General features: G+C 43.2%; 17 protein-coding genes and 2 riboswitches. Of the genes, 8 read left to right on the top strand and 9 right to left on the bottom strand.

Going from position 1 to position 19,163, the window contains the following annotated elements; all coding sequences use genetic code 11:
- The first annotated feature begins 191 nt into the window (after window positions 1-191).
- From ACFQWC_RS11185 to ACFQWC_RS11195, 3 genes are all read left to right on the top strand, one after another.
- The gene (locus ACFQWC_RS11185; RefSeq protein WP_341357698.1) at window positions 192-500 is read left to right on the top strand and encodes a hypothetical protein; all 309 of its coding nucleotides are present in this window, start codon (window positions 192-194) and stop codon (window positions 498-500) included.
- Between the two features lie 753 nt (window positions 501-1,253).
- Entirely contained in the window at window positions 1,254-1,979 is a 726-nt protein-coding gene (locus ACFQWC_RS11190; protein WP_377107334.1) for a TerC family protein, read from the top strand.
- A gap of 99 nt (window positions 1,980-2,078) precedes the next feature.
- Window positions 2,079-2,783: a DUF421 domain-containing protein gene (locus ACFQWC_RS11195; protein WP_341357696.1), complete on the top strand. Its 705-nt coding sequence runs from the start codon at window positions 2,079-2,081 to the stop codon at window positions 2,781-2,783.
- A gap of 33 nt (window positions 2,784-2,816) precedes the next feature.
- Here the strand turns inward: ACFQWC_RS11195 and ACFQWC_RS11200 are convergent, their stop codons facing one another.
- Entirely contained in the window at window positions 2,817-3,866 is a 1,050-nt protein-coding gene (locus ACFQWC_RS11200; protein WP_377107336.1) for an NAD(P)/FAD-dependent oxidoreductase, read from the bottom strand.
- Window positions 3,867-4,050: 184 nt separating this feature from the next.
- On the opposite strand from ACFQWC_RS11200, the gene ACFQWC_RS11205 reads away from it, so the two are divergent.
- The 4 genes from ACFQWC_RS11205 (at window position 4,051) to ACFQWC_RS11220 (ending at window position 7,857) form a co-directional block, all read left to right on the top strand.
- Window positions 4,051-4,896: an ABC transporter ATP-binding protein gene (locus ACFQWC_RS11205; RefSeq protein WP_341357694.1), complete on the top strand. Its 846-nt coding sequence runs from the start codon at window positions 4,051-4,053 to the stop codon at window positions 4,894-4,896.
- The gene (locus ACFQWC_RS11210; protein WP_299744918.1) at window positions 4,847-5,776 is read left to right on the top strand and encodes an iron-hydroxamate ABC transporter substrate-binding protein; all 930 of its coding nucleotides are present in this window, start codon (window positions 4,847-4,849) and stop codon (window positions 5,774-5,776) included. Before ACFQWC_RS11205 ends, ACFQWC_RS11210 begins: the two co-directional genes overlap by 50 nt.
- A gap of 69 nt (window positions 5,777-5,845) precedes the next feature.
- On the top strand, window positions 5,846-6,850 hold the full coding sequence (locus tag ACFQWC_RS11215) for a FecCD family ABC transporter permease (RefSeq protein ID WP_377107338.1): 1,005 nt from the start codon (window positions 5,846-5,848) through the stop codon (window positions 6,848-6,850).
- Window positions 6,850-7,857 carry a FecCD family ABC transporter permease gene (locus ACFQWC_RS11220; RefSeq protein WP_377107340.1) on the top strand — a complete coding sequence of 336 codons (1,008 nt, stop codon included), beginning with the start codon at window positions 6,850-6,852 and terminating at the stop codon, window positions 7,855-7,857. Before ACFQWC_RS11215 ends, ACFQWC_RS11220 begins: the two co-directional genes overlap by 1 nt.
- A gap of 50 nt (window positions 7,858-7,907) precedes the next feature.
- On the opposite strand, the gene ACFQWC_RS11225 is transcribed toward ACFQWC_RS11220, so the two are convergent.
- The 7 genes from ACFQWC_RS11225 to ACFQWC_RS11255 form a co-directional block, all read right to left on the bottom strand.
- Entirely contained in the window at window positions 7,908-8,888 is a 981-nt protein-coding gene (locus ACFQWC_RS11225) for a bile acid:sodium symporter family protein (RefSeq protein WP_377107342.1), read from the bottom strand.
- Window positions 8,885-10,282 (bottom strand): FAD-binding oxidoreductase, encoded by a 1,398-nt coding sequence (locus tag ACFQWC_RS11230; RefSeq protein WP_299744906.1) that lies wholly within the window; start codon window positions 10,280-10,282, stop codon window positions 8,885-8,887. The genes ACFQWC_RS11225 and ACFQWC_RS11230 overlap by 4 nt, the downstream gene beginning before the upstream one ends.
- Before the next feature lie 330 nt (window positions 10,283-10,612).
- A complete protein-coding gene (locus ACFQWC_RS11235) occupies window positions 10,613-11,710 on the bottom strand; it encodes a threonine aldolase family protein (protein WP_377107344.1) in 1,098 nt (365 codons plus the stop codon).
- A gap of 14 nt (window positions 11,711-11,724) precedes the next feature.
- Window positions 11,725-12,687, bottom strand: coding sequence for an alpha/beta hydrolase (locus ACFQWC_RS11240; RefSeq protein WP_377107346.1), 963 nt, complete (start codon window positions 12,685-12,687; stop codon window positions 11,725-11,727).
- 168 nt (window positions 12,688-12,855) lie between these two features.
- Complete coding sequence (locus tag ACFQWC_RS11245; RefSeq protein ID WP_377107348.1) at window positions 12,856-13,467, bottom strand: class F sortase; 612 nt, start codon at window positions 13,465-13,467, stop codon at window positions 12,856-12,858.
- The gene (locus ACFQWC_RS11250; protein WP_377107350.1) at window positions 13,467-14,258 is read right to left on the bottom strand and encodes a DUF4397 domain-containing protein; all 792 of its coding nucleotides are present in this window, start codon (window positions 14,256-14,258) and stop codon (window positions 13,467-13,469) included. Before ACFQWC_RS11250 ends, ACFQWC_RS11245 begins: the two co-directional genes overlap by 1 nt.
- 156 nt (window positions 14,259-14,414) lie before the next feature.
- Window positions 14,415-14,885 carry a DinB family protein gene (locus tag ACFQWC_RS11255; RefSeq protein WP_299744891.1) on the bottom strand — a complete coding sequence of 157 codons (471 nt, stop codon included), beginning with the start codon at window positions 14,883-14,885 and terminating at the stop codon, window positions 14,415-14,417.
- A gap of 102 nt (window positions 14,886-14,987) precedes the next feature.
- Window positions 14,988-15,089, top strand: a riboswitch (purine riboswitch).
- A gap of 76 nt (window positions 15,090-15,165) precedes the next feature.
- On the opposite strand from ACFQWC_RS11255, the gene ade reads away from it, so the two are divergent.
- Window positions 15,166-16,905 (top strand): adenine deaminase, encoded by a 1,740-nt coding sequence (gene ade / locus ACFQWC_RS11260; protein WP_377107352.1) that lies wholly within the window; start codon window positions 15,166-15,168, stop codon window positions 16,903-16,905.
- 300 nt (window positions 16,906-17,205) lie between these two features.
- Here the strand turns inward: ade and ACFQWC_RS11265 are convergent, their stop codons facing one another.
- Window positions 17,206-18,717: a flotillin family protein gene (locus ACFQWC_RS11265; protein WP_299744885.1), complete on the bottom strand. Its 1,512-nt coding sequence runs from the start codon at window positions 18,715-18,717 to the stop codon at window positions 17,206-17,208.
- A gap of 202 nt (window positions 18,718-18,919) precedes the next feature.
- Window positions 18,920-19,108: riboswitch (cobalamin riboswitch) on the top strand.
- The last annotated feature ends 55 nt before the right edge of the window (window positions 19,109-19,163 follow it).

The following is a 19,163-nucleotide window of genomic DNA, read 5'->3' on the forward strand; positions in this document are numbered from 1 at the left end:
TTCATTATAGAAAATTCAGAAACTTATTTAAATAAATCGTAAATAAACGGCAAAAGAAACTTTGTGGGTATATTGTTTATAAAGTTCACGGAATTGACTTATGTCTTATTTATCGGCTAAAACTAATTAAACCCTTTCAAAAAATCCACATATGATAAAGCAACTTCTTGATATTGAGAAAGGTGAGAGCAATGTTTAATCAACCATTCAGTATGGACAGACCGATACACGGAGGCGGAGGGCATGCGAGCTGGGGCAATGGACACGGGCACGCCACTTGGGGCCACGGAACAAGTTGGAACCAGGGAGGAAATTGGAATCACGGAGGGAACTGGGGTTATCACGGAGGTGGCTACTATCCTGGATTTGCGGCGGGAACGGTTACTGGCTTAGCTGTGGGGGCTGCAGCTTCACCGGGTCCTTACCCTGTACCGGTTCCAGCTTATCCTTACCCATATCCGTACCCTTACCCATATCCACCTCCCTACCCGCAACCTTAATAAAAGAAAGCTCTTTTCACAAAGATTGTTGTTTTCTAACATAGAATCTGCCAGGGCTCTGCCAACCAGTTTATGCTGGATGGTGAGGGGAACTGCTCCGCTTGCAGCTAGCGTTCGGCCGAGCCTCCTCAGCTTAGCCGAACGGGGTCTCGGCACGCCCAAAATCCGCAGGAATCTGCGCAGTTCCCCTCACCATCTTTAACAGTATTTTCATGACAGAGCTTCAAGGGGTGCAAGAAACTAGAAAAAAATAATCCTTCTTCCTTAAAAGGAAAATCAATCTCTACTTACCTTAAATGAGATTGTTTGTTAAAATTCTTGTTTTAATTGTTTTCCGTTAAGAATTCATGCTCAGAAAGTTGATTGGAGCGGAAGGATGCTCGACTCCTGCGGGAATAGCTGGACAGGTGAGACCCCGGAGGCGCAGCCGATGAGGCTCACCGCCAGCCCCGCGGAAAGCGAGCATCCTGGAGCGGAAATCAACTATTACTTTCTCCTCTACAATAAGCAACAAACTTTACGAAAAGAGCCTAAAAAGAAAAACATCAAAAAACAAAGCTTCCTCTCCTGGTAAAAGTGAGATGGAGCTTTCCTTTCATTATAGGTACTTATCCTTCATTGATTAAATAGTACAAGCATAAATTGGAAATATTTATCTTAGAAATAATAGCCGTTCAAAATTCCATCAATTGTGATACTATAGATAAGTTAGTGTTTCGTTCATAGTTTAGTAGAATCAAGGAGGAACTGAATATGGATTTCTTATTTCCACTTGGACTTGCCATCTCATCTGGAGCCATCATTGCACTATTAAAAATCATTGCAATCGATATCATACTTTCCGGGGATAACGCGATTGTCATCGCCATGGCAACGAGAGGATTACCGAAAGAACATCAAAACAGAGCGATTTTCTGGGGAACAGCAGGAGCTGTCATCCTGCGCATTTTCTTTGCTGCCATTATTGTTTACTTATTAAAAATCCCTTATGTTCATCTGATCGGCGGGGTCCTTCTTTTATGGATCGCTTACAAGGTACTGGTCGAAGGTGAAGAAGAAGCCAATATTAAATCTCACACCGGACTTAGACAAGCAATCACGACCATCATCATCGCAGATGCTGTCATGAGCCTTGATAACGTTGTGGCCGTCGCTGGTGCAGCACATGGACATATCGGTATGATTGCACTTGGAGTATTCATCTCGATTCCGATCATGATTTTCGGATCAAAGGCGATTGTCAGAGTACTTGAGAAGTACCGTTGGATCGCTTACCTTGGAGCTGGGATCCTTGCTTTCACAGCAGGGGAAATGATTGTTCGAGACGAGAAATTCCTACATTTACTCAATATCCATCATGGTCCAATCACTTATGCTATCACGATTGGGTTGACTGTTGCCGTATTACTTGTAGGTTATTTAGTCAATAAGCGTGCAGAAGCAGCTCATAATGGGAACGTTGAACAATATAACGCATAGTCATGAAAGATGCTTACATATGTAGGCATCTTTTTTGTTTTATGGAAGAATCTTTTGGGGATACTATATGGCAGTTGAAAGAAGTAAGGACGTGTTCGTTTGGATTTCTTTATGAGTCAGGAATCGTTGACTTCCCTGGAATGGATTTTACGCGCTATTTTTGGCTTTATGTTCCTAATTGTCATAGCTAAATTAATGGGGCAACGATCGATTTCACAGTTAAGGTTCCTTGATTTTGTTATGGCACTCTTAATAGGGAACATCATGGCTCACCCATTATCGGACGAAGGACTGGGATTGAAAGGCTCCATGCTCACCATGGGTACATTGGTGGCTCTCTATCTGATTGGGGTATACCTCAGTCTACATTCAACCTTCATACGAAAAATACTTGACCCCTCCCCCATTCCATTGATCGATAATGGGGAAATCCTATATCAAAATCTCAAGAAAGCACGAGTACCCTTAGACAGCCTTTTGTCTGAATTAAGAAAGCAGCAGACCGAGGAAGTTGAGAAGGTGGCGTTGGCCCTATGGGAAACCGGCGGAGAAATCTCCATATTTCTCAAACCCCAATACCAGCCTGTGACTCAAAAGGACCTATCCCTGTCTCCAAAGGGGTTCGATCTCCCCATGCCCGTTATTGAAGATCGGAAAATTAATCAAACTCTCTTACTCGAGCTTGATAAGGATGAAAACTGGCTGCATGATCAGCTAAAGACCCTTTACAATGTCACCGTGCACGATGTATTACTTGCCACGATTGATAAACAAGAGCACATTAAGATCTATTTGTATAAATAAAGCTCTCCCCGCATGTGGAGAGAGCTTTATTCATTACTTCATCATCTGCTTGACCAGTTCTTTGTTTCTCTTCTTGAATACTTCGTTATGAGAAGAGACCATGGCGACTTTATTTGCTTCAGGCTGAATGAATTGCTTCGCATTATTAACTGCGTTTGCAGCGTCCTGGAATGCTCCCGCAATCAAGTTTACCTTTCCGTCATGTTTCAAGATGTCACCCGCTGCGTAAAGACCTTCGATCGATGATTCGCTGTTTGTCGTACCGGCTATGTAATACTGATCGATCATGTCGATATTCAATGAACTATTTTTTAGCAGGGATGTATCTATTTCATATCCATGATTAATGATTACTTCATCAATAGGTAAATAGGAAACCTCTCCTGTCTGATGATTGGTCAGTTGTACCTTTTCAATGGTTTCATGATCTGCGGCCGCAATCAGCTTGGTAATCGATGTGTTGAGCATGCAGGAGGCCGAACTGTTCATGAGCTGGGCACATTGAGCTTCGTGTCCGTTCAACGCTTCCTTCCGGTAGGCAACATACACTTTCTTCGCTACGTGTTCTAGTTCATTTGCCCAATCGATGGCTGAGTTCCCTCCACCTGAAATGATGACCGTCTTATCTTTAAACCTTTTTAATGACTTGACTGTGTAGTTTAAATTAGAAACTTCAAATCGCTCTGCCCCTTCGATATCAAGCTTTTGAGGGTTAATGATTCCGCTTCCCACTGCGATGATGACCGTTTTTGAGTAGTGCTTTTCACCTGATGAACCTTCTAATATAAAGATACCTTCTTCATTACTTGTAATGGATTCAACTTTTTCGTTTAAGACGACAGTGGGATCGAAAGTCAATCCTTGTTGAACCAGCTGCTCAATTAATTTAGCCCCGGGAATCGGAGTGAGCCCCCCTACATCCCAAATCATTTTCTCAGGATACACATGTATCTTTCCACCCAATGTTGGTTGAAACTCGATGATCTTTGTTTTCATTTCTCTAAGTCCACTATAGAAAGCTGAGTAAAGTCCCGCTGGACCTCCCCCAATGACTGTCACATCAAATAGTTCATGATTATCCATTTCCGTCCACTCCTTGAGCAACCAAGATATAATTGATTATCATTCTCAATTACATCCTACCTCTTTTTTTATGCTTTGACAATACAAATTTCTATTGACATTAGTAAAAAAGGATTATAGTATTTTAATTGTTCGAGATTGAGAATCATTATCACTTTACTAATCTATAAACGGAGGTCTTAAAATGGTTCGCCTCTATACAAACGAATTAAACATTGGCTACGGTGAACGCCTCATCGTGAAAAACTTAAGCGTGGACATCCCTGATAAAAAAATCACAACGATCATTGGTTCGAATGGTTGTGGAAAATCGACTTTACTGAAAGCGATTACCCGTATCATCCCCCATCATTCCGGTAACGTCCTGTTAGATGGTGAAAACATTTTTAAAGGCAATACAAAGGAATTAGCGAAGAAGATGGCGATTCTTCCGCAAACTCCTGAGAGTGCCAGTGGACTGACGGTAGGAGAATTGGTTTCATATGGTCGTTTCCCTCATCAAAAAGGAATGGGCCGTCTATCGAAGAAAGATTATGATGTCATCAACTGGGCGCTTGAAGTGACAGGTACCCTGGAGTTTAAGTACAGGGAAGTCGATGCCTTATCAGGCGGTCAGCGACAACGCGTCTGGATTGCCATGGCTCTTGCCCAGGAAACAGATATCATCTTCCTTGATGAACCGACTACATATTTAGATATGGCTCACCAGCTGGAAGTACTGGAACTTCTACAGAAGCTGAATAGAGAACAGGAACGCACCATTGTGATGGTCCTCCATGATTTAAATCAAGCTGCACGATTTGCCGACTATATCGTTGCTTTAAAAGAAGGAGAAATCGTGAAAGCAGGAAATTGTGAGGAAGTCATCACCCATGAGGTCCTGAAAAAAGTATTCCAAATCGACGCTGAGATAGGTAGAGATCCTCGAACAAACAAGCCAATGTGTTACACATATAATCTATTAAAAGGAGAAGATCAACATGAAGAAATGGCTCATCCCGTTTACTCTGCTGTTAGTGCTGCTCGTTAGTGCCTGCGGCAACAGCTCTACGAAAGAAGATGGCTCGGACTCAAAAGAAAAAGAAAACAAATCTTCTGATACCATCACCTATCAATCAGAAAATGGACCTGTTGAAGTACCGGCAGATCCACAGCGCGTAGTCGTCCTATCCTCATTTGCCGGTAACGTCATGGCACTTGATGTGAATGTTGTAGGTGTGGACTCATGGTCAAAAATGAATCCTCGTTGGGATAAGGAATTAAAAGATGTGGAAGAAGTAACCGACGAAAGCTTGGAGAAAATCATTGAGCTTGATCCTGATTTAATCATCGGTCTATCCAATATTAAAAATGTCGATAAGTTAAATGAAATTGCCCCTACTGTTACATACACTTATGGAAAAGTAGACTATTTAACGCAGCACATCGAAATTGGCAAACTACTAAATAAAGAAAAAGAAGCGACAGAATGGGTGGATGACTTCAAGAAGCGTGCCCAGACTGCAGGAGAAGACATCAAAGCGAAAATTGGAGAAGATACAACCGTTTCCGTTATTGAAAGCTTCAATAAGCAATTATACGTTTATGGAAACAACTGGGGTCGCGGTACGGAGATCCTTTATCAGGAAATGGACCTGAAGATGCCTGAAAAAGTAAAAGAACAAGCGTTGGAACCTGGATATTTCGCTCTTTCAACAGAGGTTATGCCTGAGTATGCCGGAGATTATCTGATTATAAGCAAAGATCCGAAAGCAGATAACTCATTCATGGAAACAGAAACATACAAAAACATTCCTGCTGTTAAGAACAATCAAGTATATGAAGTGAACATGATGGAATTCTACTTTAATGATCCATTAACACTTGATTACCAGTTGGATTTCTTCAAAGAGAAATTTCTAGGCAACTAATTTGTAAAGGGGATTCTTATCACAAGAATGCCCTTTCTTTCTACTCCAATAAAGAAAAGATGATTGATTATGAAAACTCAAAATCAGCGAATTCCATTTTTTTATAAATTAATCGGGGCCACCTTCTTATTTGTTGCTGCTTTTCTTATATCTGTGGTGTATGGGGCTGCGGAGACAACTGTGAAGGACGTATGGCTTGCATTGACTCCTGCCGGTGACGGAGATAAGGTAACCATCCTGAGGGAGATCCGCTTCCCCAGGGAAGTTGCTGCCATTGTTGTTGGAGCTTCTTTAGCCGTATCGGGAGCCATCATGCAGGGCATGACGCGAAATCCCCTTGCAGACCCGGGGTTACTTGGATTGACAGCGGGAGCAAACGCAGCATTAGCCGTTGCTCTTGCCTTTTTTCCTTCCATCAGCTACTACGGCATTATGATTGCTTGCTTCATCGGCTCTGCTGTTGGGGCATTGTTGGTATTTGGCATCAGCTCAATGAAACGGGGCGGCTTCTCTCCCTTTAGAATTGTATTGGCCGGTGCTGCCGTTTCCGCCTTTTTATTTGCCATTTCTGAAGGAATCGGTCTCTATTTTAAGCTTTCCAAAGATGTGTCAATGTGGACGGCCGGTGGAATGATCGGGACAACCTGGAATCAGCTTCAAGTGATTGTTCCATTTATTTTATTCGGTATCGTGGTTTCAATCTTTTTATCCAGACAACTAACGATACTAAGTTTAAATGAGGAAGTTGCCGTCGGATTGGGTCAACGTACGGCCTTTGTGAAAACCATCCTCTTTATCGTGATCGTTCTACTTGCAGGGGCTGCCGTTGCCCTTGTCGGGAATATGGTATTCATCGGCTTGATGATCCCCCATATTGTCCGGGCTGTGGTTGGGACAGATTACCGCTTGATCATCCCCATCTCCACCCTGTTTGGAGCAACATTCATGTTGCTCGCAGATACGCTCGGCCGAACAATCAACACCCCATACGAAACACCTGTGGCAGCGATCGTCGCGATGATGGGCTTACCTTTCTTCCTATTTATCGTGCATAAAGGAGGGAAAGGCTTCTGATGATACATCCGGATTTGATCAAAAAACAACGATTACTTCTTATTGGACTACTAATCCTTATCGCAGCAACAACATTTATTAGTATTGGACTGGGCTATTCTTCTGTTTCATATGATCGTCTACTGCCTACTATTTTAGGTGAAGGGTCATTCAAAGAAGAATTCATCCTATTTTCCATTCGTTTACCCAGAATCATCATTACGATTATGGCCGGGATGGCCCTGGCCCTTTCCGGTTGCATTTTACAAAGTATCACACGTAATGACTTAGCGGATCCAGGTATTATCGGAATCAATTCCGGGGCAGGGGTTTCCATCGCCATCTTCTTCTTATTTTTCCCGATAGATGCCGGTTCATTTGCATATCTGCTGCCGATTGTTGCTTTCGCAGGAGCTCTTCTTACAGCCTGCCTCATCTATATGTTTTCGTATAGTAAGCGGAATGGGATTCAGCCCGTCAGGTTGGTCTTAGTAGGGGTCGGATTCTCCATGGCTCTGTCGGGACTCATGATCATTCTCATCTCCAGTGCGGAACGGGCTAAAGTGGATTTCATTGCCATGTGGCTGGCGGGGAATATCTGGGGGTCAGACTGGCCGTTCATCTGGGCGCTTCTACCGTGGCTCGTGATTCTGATTCCATTTGCCCTCTATAAATCCCAGATGCTGAATCTTCTCGGATTAAGTGAACCTGTCTCTGTCGGTGTAGGAGTTTCCATCAACCGTGAACGTTTCATCATGCTGATGGTAGCTGTTGCCTTAGCCGCATCAGCTGTGTCCGTTACAGGTGGAATCGCCTTTATCGGATTAATGGCTCCCCATATCGCCAAAGCATTGGTCGGACCACGGAATCAAATGTTCATTCCGATTGCCATACTGCTTGGCGGATGGCTATTATTACTCGCTGACACAGTCGGTCGTAATATCCTGGAACCCGATGGCATTCCAGCCGGGATCATGATCGCTCTGATCGGGGCTCCTTATTTCATGTACTTGTTATTGAAAAAATAAGAGCGATATAAAGAAAGGTACCGGACTCTCCGGTACCTTTCTCCGTTTCATTACCTCACAGTGGGATTAACTGCATCTGTTACAAATTCCTCCTCTATCTCTTCCTTCACAGGTTTCTTACTCCAAAACGTCGCAAGAATCGGTCCTGAAATATTATGCCATACGGCCGCAATGACACTTGGTAATGCCGCCAGCGATCCAAAGTGGGCAGTGGCCAGTGCCACCCCAAGTCCGGAATTTTGCATCCCGACTTCAATCGAAATCGCTCTCCGCTTACTTTCATCTAATTTCATCAGGGCTCCCGTGCCATATCCCAGTCCAAGTCCAAATAGGTTATGCAGGATCACAGCTGTAAAAATGATCGCTCCTGAAGTTGCGATATTATTGACATTTGCAGAAACGACCGCCGATACAATAATAATGATCGCCAATACTGAAATCAACGGAATGACATTTAAACTTTTTTCCACTGTGCTCGGGAATAGTTTACGAATGACTAACCCAAGAGTGATTGGAATGATGATCACTTGAACGATGGAGAGAAACATGGCAATCGGATCGACAGGCAGCCACTGACCTGCCAAAGCGAATAAAATCAGCGGAGTCGCAATGGGGGCCAGTAATGTTGATAGTGATGTCATGGCAACAGATAATGCCAGATTCCCTTTTGCCAGATACACCATGACATTGGATGCTGTCCCACCAGGAACCGACCCCAATAATACTAATCCGGCGGCTAATTCATTCGGTAGATTCAGTATATACGCTATCAATAGGGCACCTAACGGCATGATGATAAATTGGGCCATTACTCCAGTGATGACAGGCAACGGCTTCTTAAGAACCAGCTGAAAGTCAACGGGCTTTAACGTAAGTCCCATACCGAACATCACAACACCTAATAGAATCGTTATATAGCCACCCAAAGGGAGGAAAGGAGCAGGAACAAAATAGGCTACCGCCGCTACGAGGATGACCCAAATAGCGAAATACTTTCCTGCCAGATTACTGATCGTTTCGAGAAGTTTCATTTTTTTTCCTCCTTCTTTTTATGTACTAGTTTATGAGGATTAAAGATTCCATTTGGATCTATGGCCAGCTTGATTTTTTCCATGACCTGCAAAGCACCACCGTGTTCCCTCTGTTGATACTTCATCTTTCCGACTCCTACACCATGCTCTCCCGTACATGTGCCATTTCGTTCAAGGGCATATTCCACGATTTGTTCGTTATATATTTCCGCTCTCTTCACCTCTTCAGGGTCGTTTAAATCAATCATGAGTGATGTATGATAATTTCCATCACCCACATGTCCGAGGATTCCCCCTATCAACTCTAATTCTTCCAGCCTTTTTCGTGCATGCAGCACGGCACCGGACAGTTCTGAAATGGGCAGGCACACGTCAGTCACCATGAGCTTCCTTCCTGGGTTTCCATGTACATAAGCATAGGCAAGATTATGTCTCGCTTCCCACAATCTATTCCTTGCAGCAGTGTCTTCTTCAAACATAATCTCTTCACAGTCATGATCGGCCATAATCTCTTTGGTGAAATCTACATCTTGTTGGAGACCTGCTTCATTACCATGAAACTCAAGAAAAAGAGTAGGTTTTTCTTTATAATCCGTCTCACTGAATCGATTTACTTGGACCATCGATGGTTCATCCACCAGCTCCACTCTCGCAATCGGAATGCCGGCTTGTAAAATGGACACGACCGCTTCCACTGCATCATTTATATGATTAAACGATGCACGTGCCGCAACAATATACTCAGGTATGCCATATACGCGTAGGGTCAGCTCCGTAATACATCCCAACGTGCCCTCTGAACCTACGAATAAACTGTTTAAGTGATAACCGGACGATGATTTCTGAGCCATGTTTCCTGTGTGAATCACCTCTCCATCGGGAAGCACCACTTCTAAATCCCGTACCTGATCCCGCATGACTCCATATTTTACAGAAGTCGTCCCACTCGCATTCGTGGCTGCCATGCCTCCAAGGGTCGCATCAGCACCTGGATCCACTGAAAAAAAGAGACCGTATTTCTTCAATTCCTTATTCAACTGAGAACGTGTAACACCAGGTTGAACTTTTACGAGAAAATCCTTCTCCCTCACCTCGAGTATTTTATTCATCCGGGAAAAATCAATGGTAATTCCTTTATCATATGGAATCACATGACCTTCAAGGCTTGTACCCAGACCAAACGGGATAATGGGTGTGTGATGGGCGGCTGCCACCTTCACAATCGCGCTCACCTCCCCGGCACTCTCAGGGAACACCACTATTTCCGGAGAGCTCGGCCTATGATAGGATTCATCCTTCCCATGCTGCTCTAAAATCGTTTCATTCACCGTCACCCGATGACTGCTTAAGATTTCACCTAATTCATCGAACAAACCACTACTCTTTACACTCATACGCCTTCTCCCCTTCAAAAAATGTATAATGTATCGAATTATACCTAATAATCAGAATATTTCAATAGTAAATAAGATGTTTCTTTCTCCGGAGAGGGACGGACCTCTATTTATGTTAGAGGAATGTGATAGGGACGGGATTCAATTCTGAATAAAGTAAAGGGTGAGAGGTCCGTCCCTCCAAAAGAAGCGGCACGGTGAACTGAGGGACGGACCTCCAAAATAGTGATTTATGAGAAGAATGCTGAAATGGCAAGGATTCTGTATTGGTGGAGGTCCGTCCCTCAAAAAAAGTGGCACCGGAATCATCCAGTACCACCATACAATCGTTTATTTTTCTATCAGTGTCTTCAATTTTTCATCCAACACCATAAATAACTTAGCCAATTCTTGTTTTGGAACGTTCTCGTATTGATCTCCTACGCTTACTTCATACGCACACTCATTTTCAGTCACTTCTTTTACATATCCCGTTAAACCAATACCTGTCTCGTCATACACTTTCATCAAAATCGTTTCTATTTCTTTTTGTGGATAGTGAAAGAAGACATGAAACATATTGGAAACAGGCTGTTCAGGAAGAGTCGATGCACCCTGGCAGCCGTTAAAAAGACCGGCAAGTTCTTTTGCTCCTTCATAATACTGTTCCATTTTGTTGATTCGTTGATCAAAATAATGGTCTGCACTCAGGATGTATGGATAGAGGCTGATGAGATCACCGCCATGACGTCTTTTCCATACCTTTGATTCTTTGGTAAACTCCTCGCTTCCGGCCAGGATCGCACCTGAAATTCCTCCGATTCCTTTATAGAATGAAATATAAACACTATCGAAAAGGGCGCAGATTTCCTCTGCTGATTTCCTATAATGGGGCAGGATTTCATAGAGCCTTGCACCGTCTAAATGGATCCTGATTCCTTTATCCCGGCAGTATTCAGAGATGGCTTCAAGAGTCTCATAGTCCGGAAGTTGACCGCCTATTTCCCTTTGAGGCAGCTCTAACAGTAAGCAAGCAATGTCCTCTTCAAGATCCATCACGTCTTCCAGTCCGATCACACAATCCTTGTCTGCTATTAGAATCGGTTCAATTCCATGTAATTTCTTCAGCCCATCTTCTTCATGAATCTCTAAATGACATAAAGGATGGTACGCCACTCTGTGCAACTCTTTTTGATCGCACCAGATACGCAGGGCGATCTGCTGAGCCATCGTGCCGCTCGGAAAGAAAATGGCACTTTCTTTTCCCAGGAAGTTTGCCATCTTCTTTTGGAACTCCTCTATTATCCTTCCTGATCCGTAAATATCACTTTCCAAGTCACCATCTACATCTACTAAAACATCTTTAAGAACATCCAGATTTCGTTTCCCATTTCCCTGAAGTTGAAAAGCAGTCTGTTTATACGCTTCAAATAAAGTCTTTTCTCCCATCGTTTTGCTCCTTTTTATGAGTTCATCACTTTTTCAATGAATCCCTTCACTCGTTTCTTGTATTCCTCTTCTTCTACCGTAAAGCCTTCTGTGTGCCCGGCGCCTGGTACTATCCATAATTCTTTCATGCCATTCGTTGCTTCGTACAGGCGATTAGCCATTTCGGTTGGAACGAGTTCGTCCTGATCTCCATGAATGATGAATAGAGGTAATTGATTTTTCTTCACCTGTTCGAGTGCCGAGGCTTCACTGAACGTATAGCCTGCTCTCACCTTCGTCACCACACTCGTTACCTCCATAATCGGAAATGGCGGCAAACGGTAAAGATATCTTAATTGGTGAGTCAGCTCTTCTTTCAATGAGGTATATCCGCTGTCGGCAATGATTCCTTTCACCTCTTCTGGGAGGTCCTCACCACTCGTCATCAATACGGTTGCTGCCCCCATGGAAAAACCGTGCAAAAAAATAGATTCTTCACCTTTTTCATTGATTAAGAGATTGATCCATTCTTTATAATCCAATCGATCGTCCCAGCCATATCCGATATAATCCCCTTCACTTTTCCCATGCCCTCTCGCATCGGGTTTTAGAATATTGTATCCTTCCTCGTAATAGAATCTTGTGACTTCAGGCATCTGCTCGCTGTTCCCTTTATACCCATGGGCCAGGATAATGGATTTTCCATTCGGTGACTCATTTTCAAGATATTGAGCTCTAAGGGTCAAGCCGTCCTCTGTTTCGACCTCAACTGTTTCAAAGTTCCGCTTTCGTGTCCAGTTCCTTAATTCTTCTAATCTCTTTTGTTCTTCCTCCAAGGCGCTGACGGCTTCAACCGCTTCGTCTGTTCCGCCATATAATTCTATAGCCTCATTACTTCTATTAATGGCCACATCATAAAAATAGTTTCCGGCTACAATAAGTGCTACCACCAATAACAACAGCAAACTGCTCATGATCCATGCGATACGTTTTTTCATGACATGGTCCCCTTCGTACAAGTAGTTAAGTCTATTTTACTTGAAGCCGGTGTGAGTTTCATAGAATAAAGCACATACATATGTGTTATTTTCTACAGCTTTTCCACATTCAACATCACCTAGACGAAATAAAAGAGCTTATCTTCCACGTAATGGGAGATAAGCTCTTCACATTCCTTTATTCTCTTCTGCCAGTTCTGTAAAGACAACCAATCGTTCTACGTAATTATGGATTTCCCGGTCAAAATAACCTGTGCACGTAATCAAATTAAGCATGCGTTTTTCACTTGGACCGAAAATGGTTCTAAGAGGTGCATCGTCTTTTTGATAAGCGACCTTCTCCCTTACTACAAATGTCATAGTGTCTCCATCTTCATCTTGTAAATGGATCTCATCCCCAGGCTCAAGCTCTTTTAGTTCAAAAAAGACAGCAGCCTTTTTCTCATCATCTACATGTCCAGCCAAAACGGCATTCCCTTTTTCTCCTGGTTGAAAGCCCGGTTCAAACCATGCAACATCCTTTCCGTTATCCGGAAGCTCCATATTCCCTTCCTTATCGAGCCCGAATCCCTTGATAGGTGCTTCGAGATCAAGCTTCGGTATGGAAAGAATAGCTGGTGTCATACTGTATTCTTCTTTTTGCGGTTCAGGAGTAACGGGATGAACAGGTTGTTCAATGGTGGATGATTGAACTTCACTTTCCGTAACCGATTGAGGCTCTTCGGCAGCACATGCCGCGAGAAGAGCCATCAAAGGGATAGACAATAGAAGTCGTTTCATTATTTTTGCAGTTTTCTGCGTGTAACATATAGTAGTGCCGCTCCACCTAATACTGCCGTTGCAAGTACAATTGGAAGAGAAGAAGACGATTGAGTCGCTGCTCCACCCATACCTGTTTCAGGCATGCTGCCAGGCATTAATGTATAATCTTTCAGGACAAGTACTTCCAATTGAGCTGCTGTATTGATTGCGAACACGCTGTATACTGTGTTTTCTTCAAGCATTGTTCCAGACAGGTCCAACACTTGATCTCCTTCTGGTGTTCTGATCTCTAAATCATAGGCTCCTGGATCTAGCTCCTGATAATCCGTGATTGCTTTGAACTCAGCTCCACTGAATAATGAGTCTCCACCTACAAGACCAACATCAACCGTTGGTGCATCCGGGGAAAGATGTCCGACACGTACCTTCGTCATTCCTTCTGTTACATCCATTGAATCCTGCGCTACTACTAATTCCAGGTTTTCAACTGTATTAGCAGCCGCTACTGTGTAAGCCATCCCTGCTTCAACCGTTAAATCTTGAGAAATGACAGGATCTTCGCTTCCCATTGTTCCTGCAGCATAAATTTCAACTTTATGATCCCCTGCAGGAAGATTCATATAATCTGTTGCTGCTTTAAATTCTGCACCTTCAACCACTGCATTCCCATCCACATACACATCGACAGCCGGAGCATCGGGAGAAGCATGAACAATACGCACCATCGCATCATTCTCAGCCGCAAACGCACCTCCAGCCAGTGATAACATTAACATGACCGTTGCCAAAATCGAGAAAATCTTTTTCATTTCTTCCACTCCTTTTGTGTGTTGTACAAGTTTTGTATTTTACTTGTACATATAATGTATAACTATTAGAGGGATATATCAACTAATAAACTGCCCGGTTAGCACATTCAACTCTCTGAACCATTTTTACCCACAAAAAGGGGGCATAAGTATTGCCTATTCAAACAGCGAAACCCCGGGATCCCGATCACAACAGTGAACAAGAACCGCATGAAGCTGGCCTCTATGATGATAAAGATGAGCTGTGATTTCAACGAGCCATTCGAACTTGGTGTAAGTTACACCCCAATAGGACGAGGTTTCTTCTTTGAGCATTTCGTCACTTAAACATGAGACCCGTTCTTTTAAATCGTTAACATTATTGATCAGTTCTTCTTTCATCTCGGTGAGGGTATGTAGGGTTTTACTTGAGTAGTACGATTCCAATTCTTCTTGGGCAGCTCCTGTAGCTATGATGTAATCCGCCCTGCAAATGAGGGCTAAATGTGAAAGCAACTCCCCAACTGAATGCTTAGTTGAAGTCGGTCTCTTATCTAAGTCTTCATCCGAAAGACGATCCATTATGTTGATAATAGAGGTAACCGCCACTTCGATTTGATGCAGCACACTTTTACAGTAAAAGTTCATTCTCATTCTCCTAATAACTATTTTCTTCATTATACTTAAAAACCGATTACCATTGACACCTTCCATTTCATGCATATAAAATGTGAAATAATCATTTTCAACATATAAAATCATATAAACACTCGTATAATATTGGAAATATGGTCCAAAAGTTTCTACCAAACTACCGTAAATGGTTTGACTACGAGAGGGTTAGAGCCAAAAGTCTCTACCCTTCTCTCACTATGTCAAACCTCGGGTGCATCCCGGGGTTTTTTTATTTAGATAAGGAGAGGATCCTATGAGTACCAATAAAGAAAGACTTAAAAAACGAATTGCATCTGCGAATAAAGATATCCCTGCAGACCTTGTTATTAAAAATGGAAAAATAATCGATGTTTTCAACCTTGAAATCATCGAAGAGGATGTGGCGATTTCAGATGGAATGTTCGCTGGAATTGGAGAATTTGAAGGGAAACAGGTAATCGACGCCAAGGGGAGATATATAAGTCCTTCCTTTATCGATGCACATGTTCATATAGAATCCTCCATGGTCACACCATCCGAATTTGCTAAAGTCGTCCTCCCGCATGGGGTCACGACCGTTATTACAGACCCCCATGAAATCGGGAATGTATCCGGAGAAGAAGGAATCGGATTCATGCTCGATGATTCAGGGAACATCCCATTAGATGTGTTTACCATGCTTCCATCCTGCGTGCCGGCAACTCCATTTGAAAATGCAGGAGCAACGCTGACAGCCAAAGAGCTGGAACCTTTCTTTACACATGAGCGTGTCATTGGATTGGCAGAGGTAATGGACTATCCTTCCCTTCAAAAAGGCGATGATTCCATTGTCGATAAAATCACTGTCACCTCGGAAAATAGTCATAATATGGACGGACATTTAGCGGGACTTTCCACAAACGCGGTCAATGTTTATAAATCGGCCGGCATTCGAACCGATCATGAATGCACCACCGTCCCTGAAGCATTGGAACGAATACGACGAGGGATGTACCTTCTCATTCGCGAAGGATCCGTGGCCAAGGATTTGAAATCACTTATTGGAGTTGTTAACGATAGAAATGCCCGGCGCTGTCTATTCTGTACAGATGATAAGCACTTGGATGACTTAATCGAGGAAGGCAGCATCGATCACAATATCCGCTTAGCAATTAAGGAAGGGCTCGACCCTCTATTGGCGATTAGCATCGCCTCTTTGAATGCTGCTGAATGTTATGGGTTACACACGAAAGGCGCAATTGCACCTGGATACGATGCGGATTTTGTCTTACTGGATGAACTTAAAACGCTCTCTATCTCAGAGGTGTACAAAGAAGGGAAACTGGTAGCTGCGCATAGTCAGTATGTCGGCGACCCAATCGTAAAACCTGCGCCAAAACCACCTCTGACTTCAACTGTGCATATTCCGAATCTCACTGAAAAGGATCTGCAAATCGAGATAGGCGGAACAAAGGAAGCCCATATTATCGAAATCATCCCTAATCACCTTAGAACCAATAAACGGATTGAAAAGGTTCAAGTAGAAAATGGATTCTTTATCCCTTCCATTCAACAGGACCAACTTAAAATGGCTGTCGTTGAAAGACATAACGGGACAGGAAATATCGGCTTGGGCATTGTAAAAGGATTCGGATTGAAAGAGGGAGCCATCGCTACCACCATTGCCCATGATTCACACAATATTGTCGCAACAGGTACAAATGATCGTGATATCCTGCAAGCCATCGAGGCGCTTAACGAAATGCATGGCGGCCTGGTGATGGTGAGAGACGGAAATGTCATCGCTTCTCTTCCTTTACCGATAGCAGGGTTGATGTCCGATCAGGGATTTGAAGAAGTGGTATCAGGGCTCGACCTGTTGAAGAGCGCCTTTATTGAATTAGGTTTCTCCCGGGACTTCAATCCGTTTCTTACCTTATCATTTCTAACGTTACCTGTGATTCCTCAGTTGAAGCTGACGGACTTGGGGCTATTTGATGTTGAGGGCTCCAAGCATATTAAGGTTGGGGTTTAGGGTATGAATGGGTGTTTGACTGTTGAAATTTGCTCTTTTTTGACAGTTGAATTTTGAGGTGTATTCACCGGTTGAATATCCGGGAGAATTTGACTGTTGAATATTTGAATTTTTTAACATTTGAATTGTCCTCACTCTAAAATAGATCTGCTGTACCAGGTACAATTTATCCGATTTGTACCTGGTACAGTGGTCATAACAACAGGTGCCAGGTACAGAATCAACATCCCGTGCCTGGCACTCTTTTTATCCCACTCAAAAAAAGAGATGCCCCCATATACCCGAGACATCTCCCTCTCATTATTTACTTTGGCTGTCTTCCTTTACCTCTGTTTCTTCCTTTTCGTTCGTCACAGCGACTTCCTTGTCAGCTGTTTCAGAGATCGCTGGCTGATAAGGTCTTTCATGGGATCTATTTGCATATGACTTCAGTAATTCACCTACATCGATGCCAGTCATTTCGCGTAACGGTTCCTGCATATCAAGCATCGTTCTGGTGATGCTTTTCCCAAAGGAAGGAACTCCCTGGCCATTACCGGAATCAATGATTTTAACAGAGTCAATATTGTTAAGAGGCTGAGCAATTTTCTCTGCGAAAACAGGCAGCATTTCGATTAGTTTCTCGGTAATGATGACATCACCATGTTTCTCCATTGCTTCTGCCAGCAGTTTACGGGATTCGGCTTCCGCTTTACCTCGCTCTCTGATAACATCGGCTTCAGCAGAACCTTCTTCTCTGCGTATCTTGGCTTTCGCTTCCCCGTCAATTTCAGCCTTGCGAGCTTCCGCTTCCGCTTTACGAGTGGTTTCGTAGTATTCGGCGTCGGCTTTCGTTTTACGAACTTTTGATTCTTCTGCTTCAAGTTTAACGGCACGTTCACGTTCAAGGAATTGAAGGGTTAACTCTTCCTCTTTCACTTCCTTTGTAAGTTTGGCTTTTTCCAACTCATAGGACTGTTCGGATTTCGCTCTTGCCCGCTCTGTTTCTTCTTTGAAGGCTGCGTCTTTGATGTCCTTCTCTTTTTTCGATTGGGCAATGGTAATTTGACGCTTGTATTCTTCCTCTTTCGCTTCCTGATCGGTTTGGGCACGGTGAATACGGGTTTCACGCTCGGTGTTTGCTTCTGCAATTTCAGCTTGCTTGCGAACCTCGGCGATACGTGGACGACCAAGATTTTTTAAGTATCCATTTTCTTCGTCAGCATCTCTTATGTCCGTTAGCCCGAGTGACGTAATTTTGAAGCCCATAAGATCCAGCTGCTTCTGAGCAATTTCAGATACGTCAGCGTTAAACTTTTCACGGTTGCTGTTGATATCTTCAACCGTCATTTTAGAAAGAATCGCACGAAGATTACTTCCCAGTACCTCAATGATTTCATCTTCAATCTCTTTTTGGTCCTTACCTAGGAACTGCTCGGCATAGTTCGCAATTCCGTTTAATGTGTCTGCCACCTTCACCATGGCCACTGCGTCTGCAACGATTGGTACTCCGCCATTTGTGTAAACTCTCGGTGTCGATAATTTTAATTGGAAGGATGTAAGATTAACAGGTGTAGATGTTTGGAAACGTCTTAATCTGTACCCTCCACCCCTGATGATTTTCATGGAACGCCCTTCCTGGTCGGTGAAAATATTCGTTTCCTTTTCAGGATCCCCCAGTTTCGGTCCGGTAATGATCAGTGCCTGGTTGGATCTCGCTGTACGATAGCGGAACCTCATCCAGAAATAATACGCGATTCCTGCAATAGCTGCAATAACCAGAACAGGAATCAAGAACATGAAAAATCCGATAATACTTAATGATCCTAGCATTCTGACAACCCCTCTCAAACTTTTCTATAAATCAGTCGAGCAACTGATTCACTATTTTATAAAACTTCTAGCTACAATATTATCTACGGAAGGGTTGTAGAAAAGTTTCAATATTTAGGTAAATTTTCTAATTTTAATACAATAATTCCTACCAAATAAAGACCTTACTTCTCATTCCTGTGATAAAATAAAAGCGTTCACAATTTAAACATTGCTCATTGGTGAAGATGATCAGGTCATCTTCTTAAAAGGGAAGTTGGTGAAAGTCCAACGCGGTCCCGCCACTGTAAAGCTGAGATTTCGTATGGATCCACTGTTTCGAATCGAAATGGGAAGGAATATGAAATTGTTGACGCTGAGCCAGGAGACCTGCCAATTGAGAAGAACACAGAGTTCCTACGGGAGATAGGAGGGTGTTGCGCTATATGAGCCAAATGAGGAATCAC

Source organism: Rossellomorea sp. GCM10028870, assembly GCF_042666755.1.
Classification (GTDB): Bacteria; Bacillota; Bacilli; order Bacillales; family Bacillaceae_B; genus Rossellomorea.

What these genes read in the sequence shown, in the direction of transcription:
- ACFQWC_RS11200 (WP_377107336.1), bottom strand. Translation starts at nt 3,866, where the DNA reads ATGGATAATCATGAACTATTTGATGTGACAGTCATTGGGGGAGGTCCA.
- ACFQWC_RS11185 (WP_341357698.1), top strand. Translation starts at nt 192, where the DNA reads ATGTTTAATCAACCATTCAGTATGGACAGACCGATACACGGAGGCGGA.
- ACFQWC_RS11265 (WP_299744885.1), bottom strand. Translation starts at nt 18,717, where the DNA reads ATGCTAGGATCATTAAGTATTATCGGATTTTTCATGTTCTTGATTCCT.
- ACFQWC_RS11220 (WP_377107340.1), top strand. Translation starts at nt 6,850, where the DNA reads ATGATACATCCGGATTTGATCAAAAAACAACGATTACTTCTTATTGGA.
- ACFQWC_RS11230 (WP_299744906.1), bottom strand. Translation starts at nt 10,282, where the DNA reads ATGAGTGTAAAGAGTAGTGGTTTGTTCGATGAATTAGGTGAAATCTTA.
- ACFQWC_RS11190 (WP_377107334.1), top strand. Translation starts at nt 1,254, where the DNA reads ATGGATTTCTTATTTCCACTTGGACTTGCCATCTCATCTGGAGCCATC.
- ACFQWC_RS11255 (WP_299744891.1), bottom strand. Translation starts at nt 14,885, where the DNA reads ATGAACTTTTACTGTAAAAGTGTGCTGCATCAAATCGAAGTGGCGGTT.
- ACFQWC_RS11240 (WP_377107346.1), bottom strand. Translation starts at nt 12,687, where the DNA reads ATGAAAAAACGTATCGCATGGATCATGAGCAGTTTGCTGTTGTTATTG.
- ACFQWC_RS11245 (WP_377107348.1), bottom strand. Translation starts at nt 13,467, where the DNA reads ATGAAACGACTTCTATTGTCTATCCCTTTGATGGCTCTTCTCGCGGCA.
- ade (WP_377107352.1), top strand. Translation starts at nt 15,166, where the DNA reads ATGAGTACCAATAAAGAAAGACTTAAAAAACGAATTGCATCTGCGAAT.
- ACFQWC_RS11225 (WP_377107342.1), bottom strand. Translation starts at nt 8,888, where the DNA reads ATGAAACTTCTCGAAACGATCAGTAATCTGGCAGGAAAGTATTTCGCT.
- ACFQWC_RS11235 (WP_377107344.1), bottom strand. Translation starts at nt 11,710, where the DNA reads ATGGGAGAAAAGACTTTATTTGAAGCGTATAAACAGACTGCTTTTCAA.
- ACFQWC_RS11205 (WP_341357694.1), top strand. Translation starts at nt 4,051, where the DNA reads ATGGTTCGCCTCTATACAAACGAATTAAACATTGGCTACGGTGAACGC.
- ACFQWC_RS11250 (WP_377107350.1), bottom strand. Translation starts at nt 14,258, where the DNA reads ATGAAAAAGATTTTCTCGATTTTGGCAACGGTCATGTTAATGTTATCA.
- ACFQWC_RS11215 (WP_377107338.1), top strand. Translation starts at nt 5,846, where the DNA reads ATGAAAACTCAAAATCAGCGAATTCCATTTTTTTATAAATTAATCGGG.
- ACFQWC_RS11210 (WP_299744918.1), top strand. Translation starts at nt 4,847, where the DNA reads ATGAAGAAATGGCTCATCCCGTTTACTCTGCTGTTAGTGCTGCTCGTT.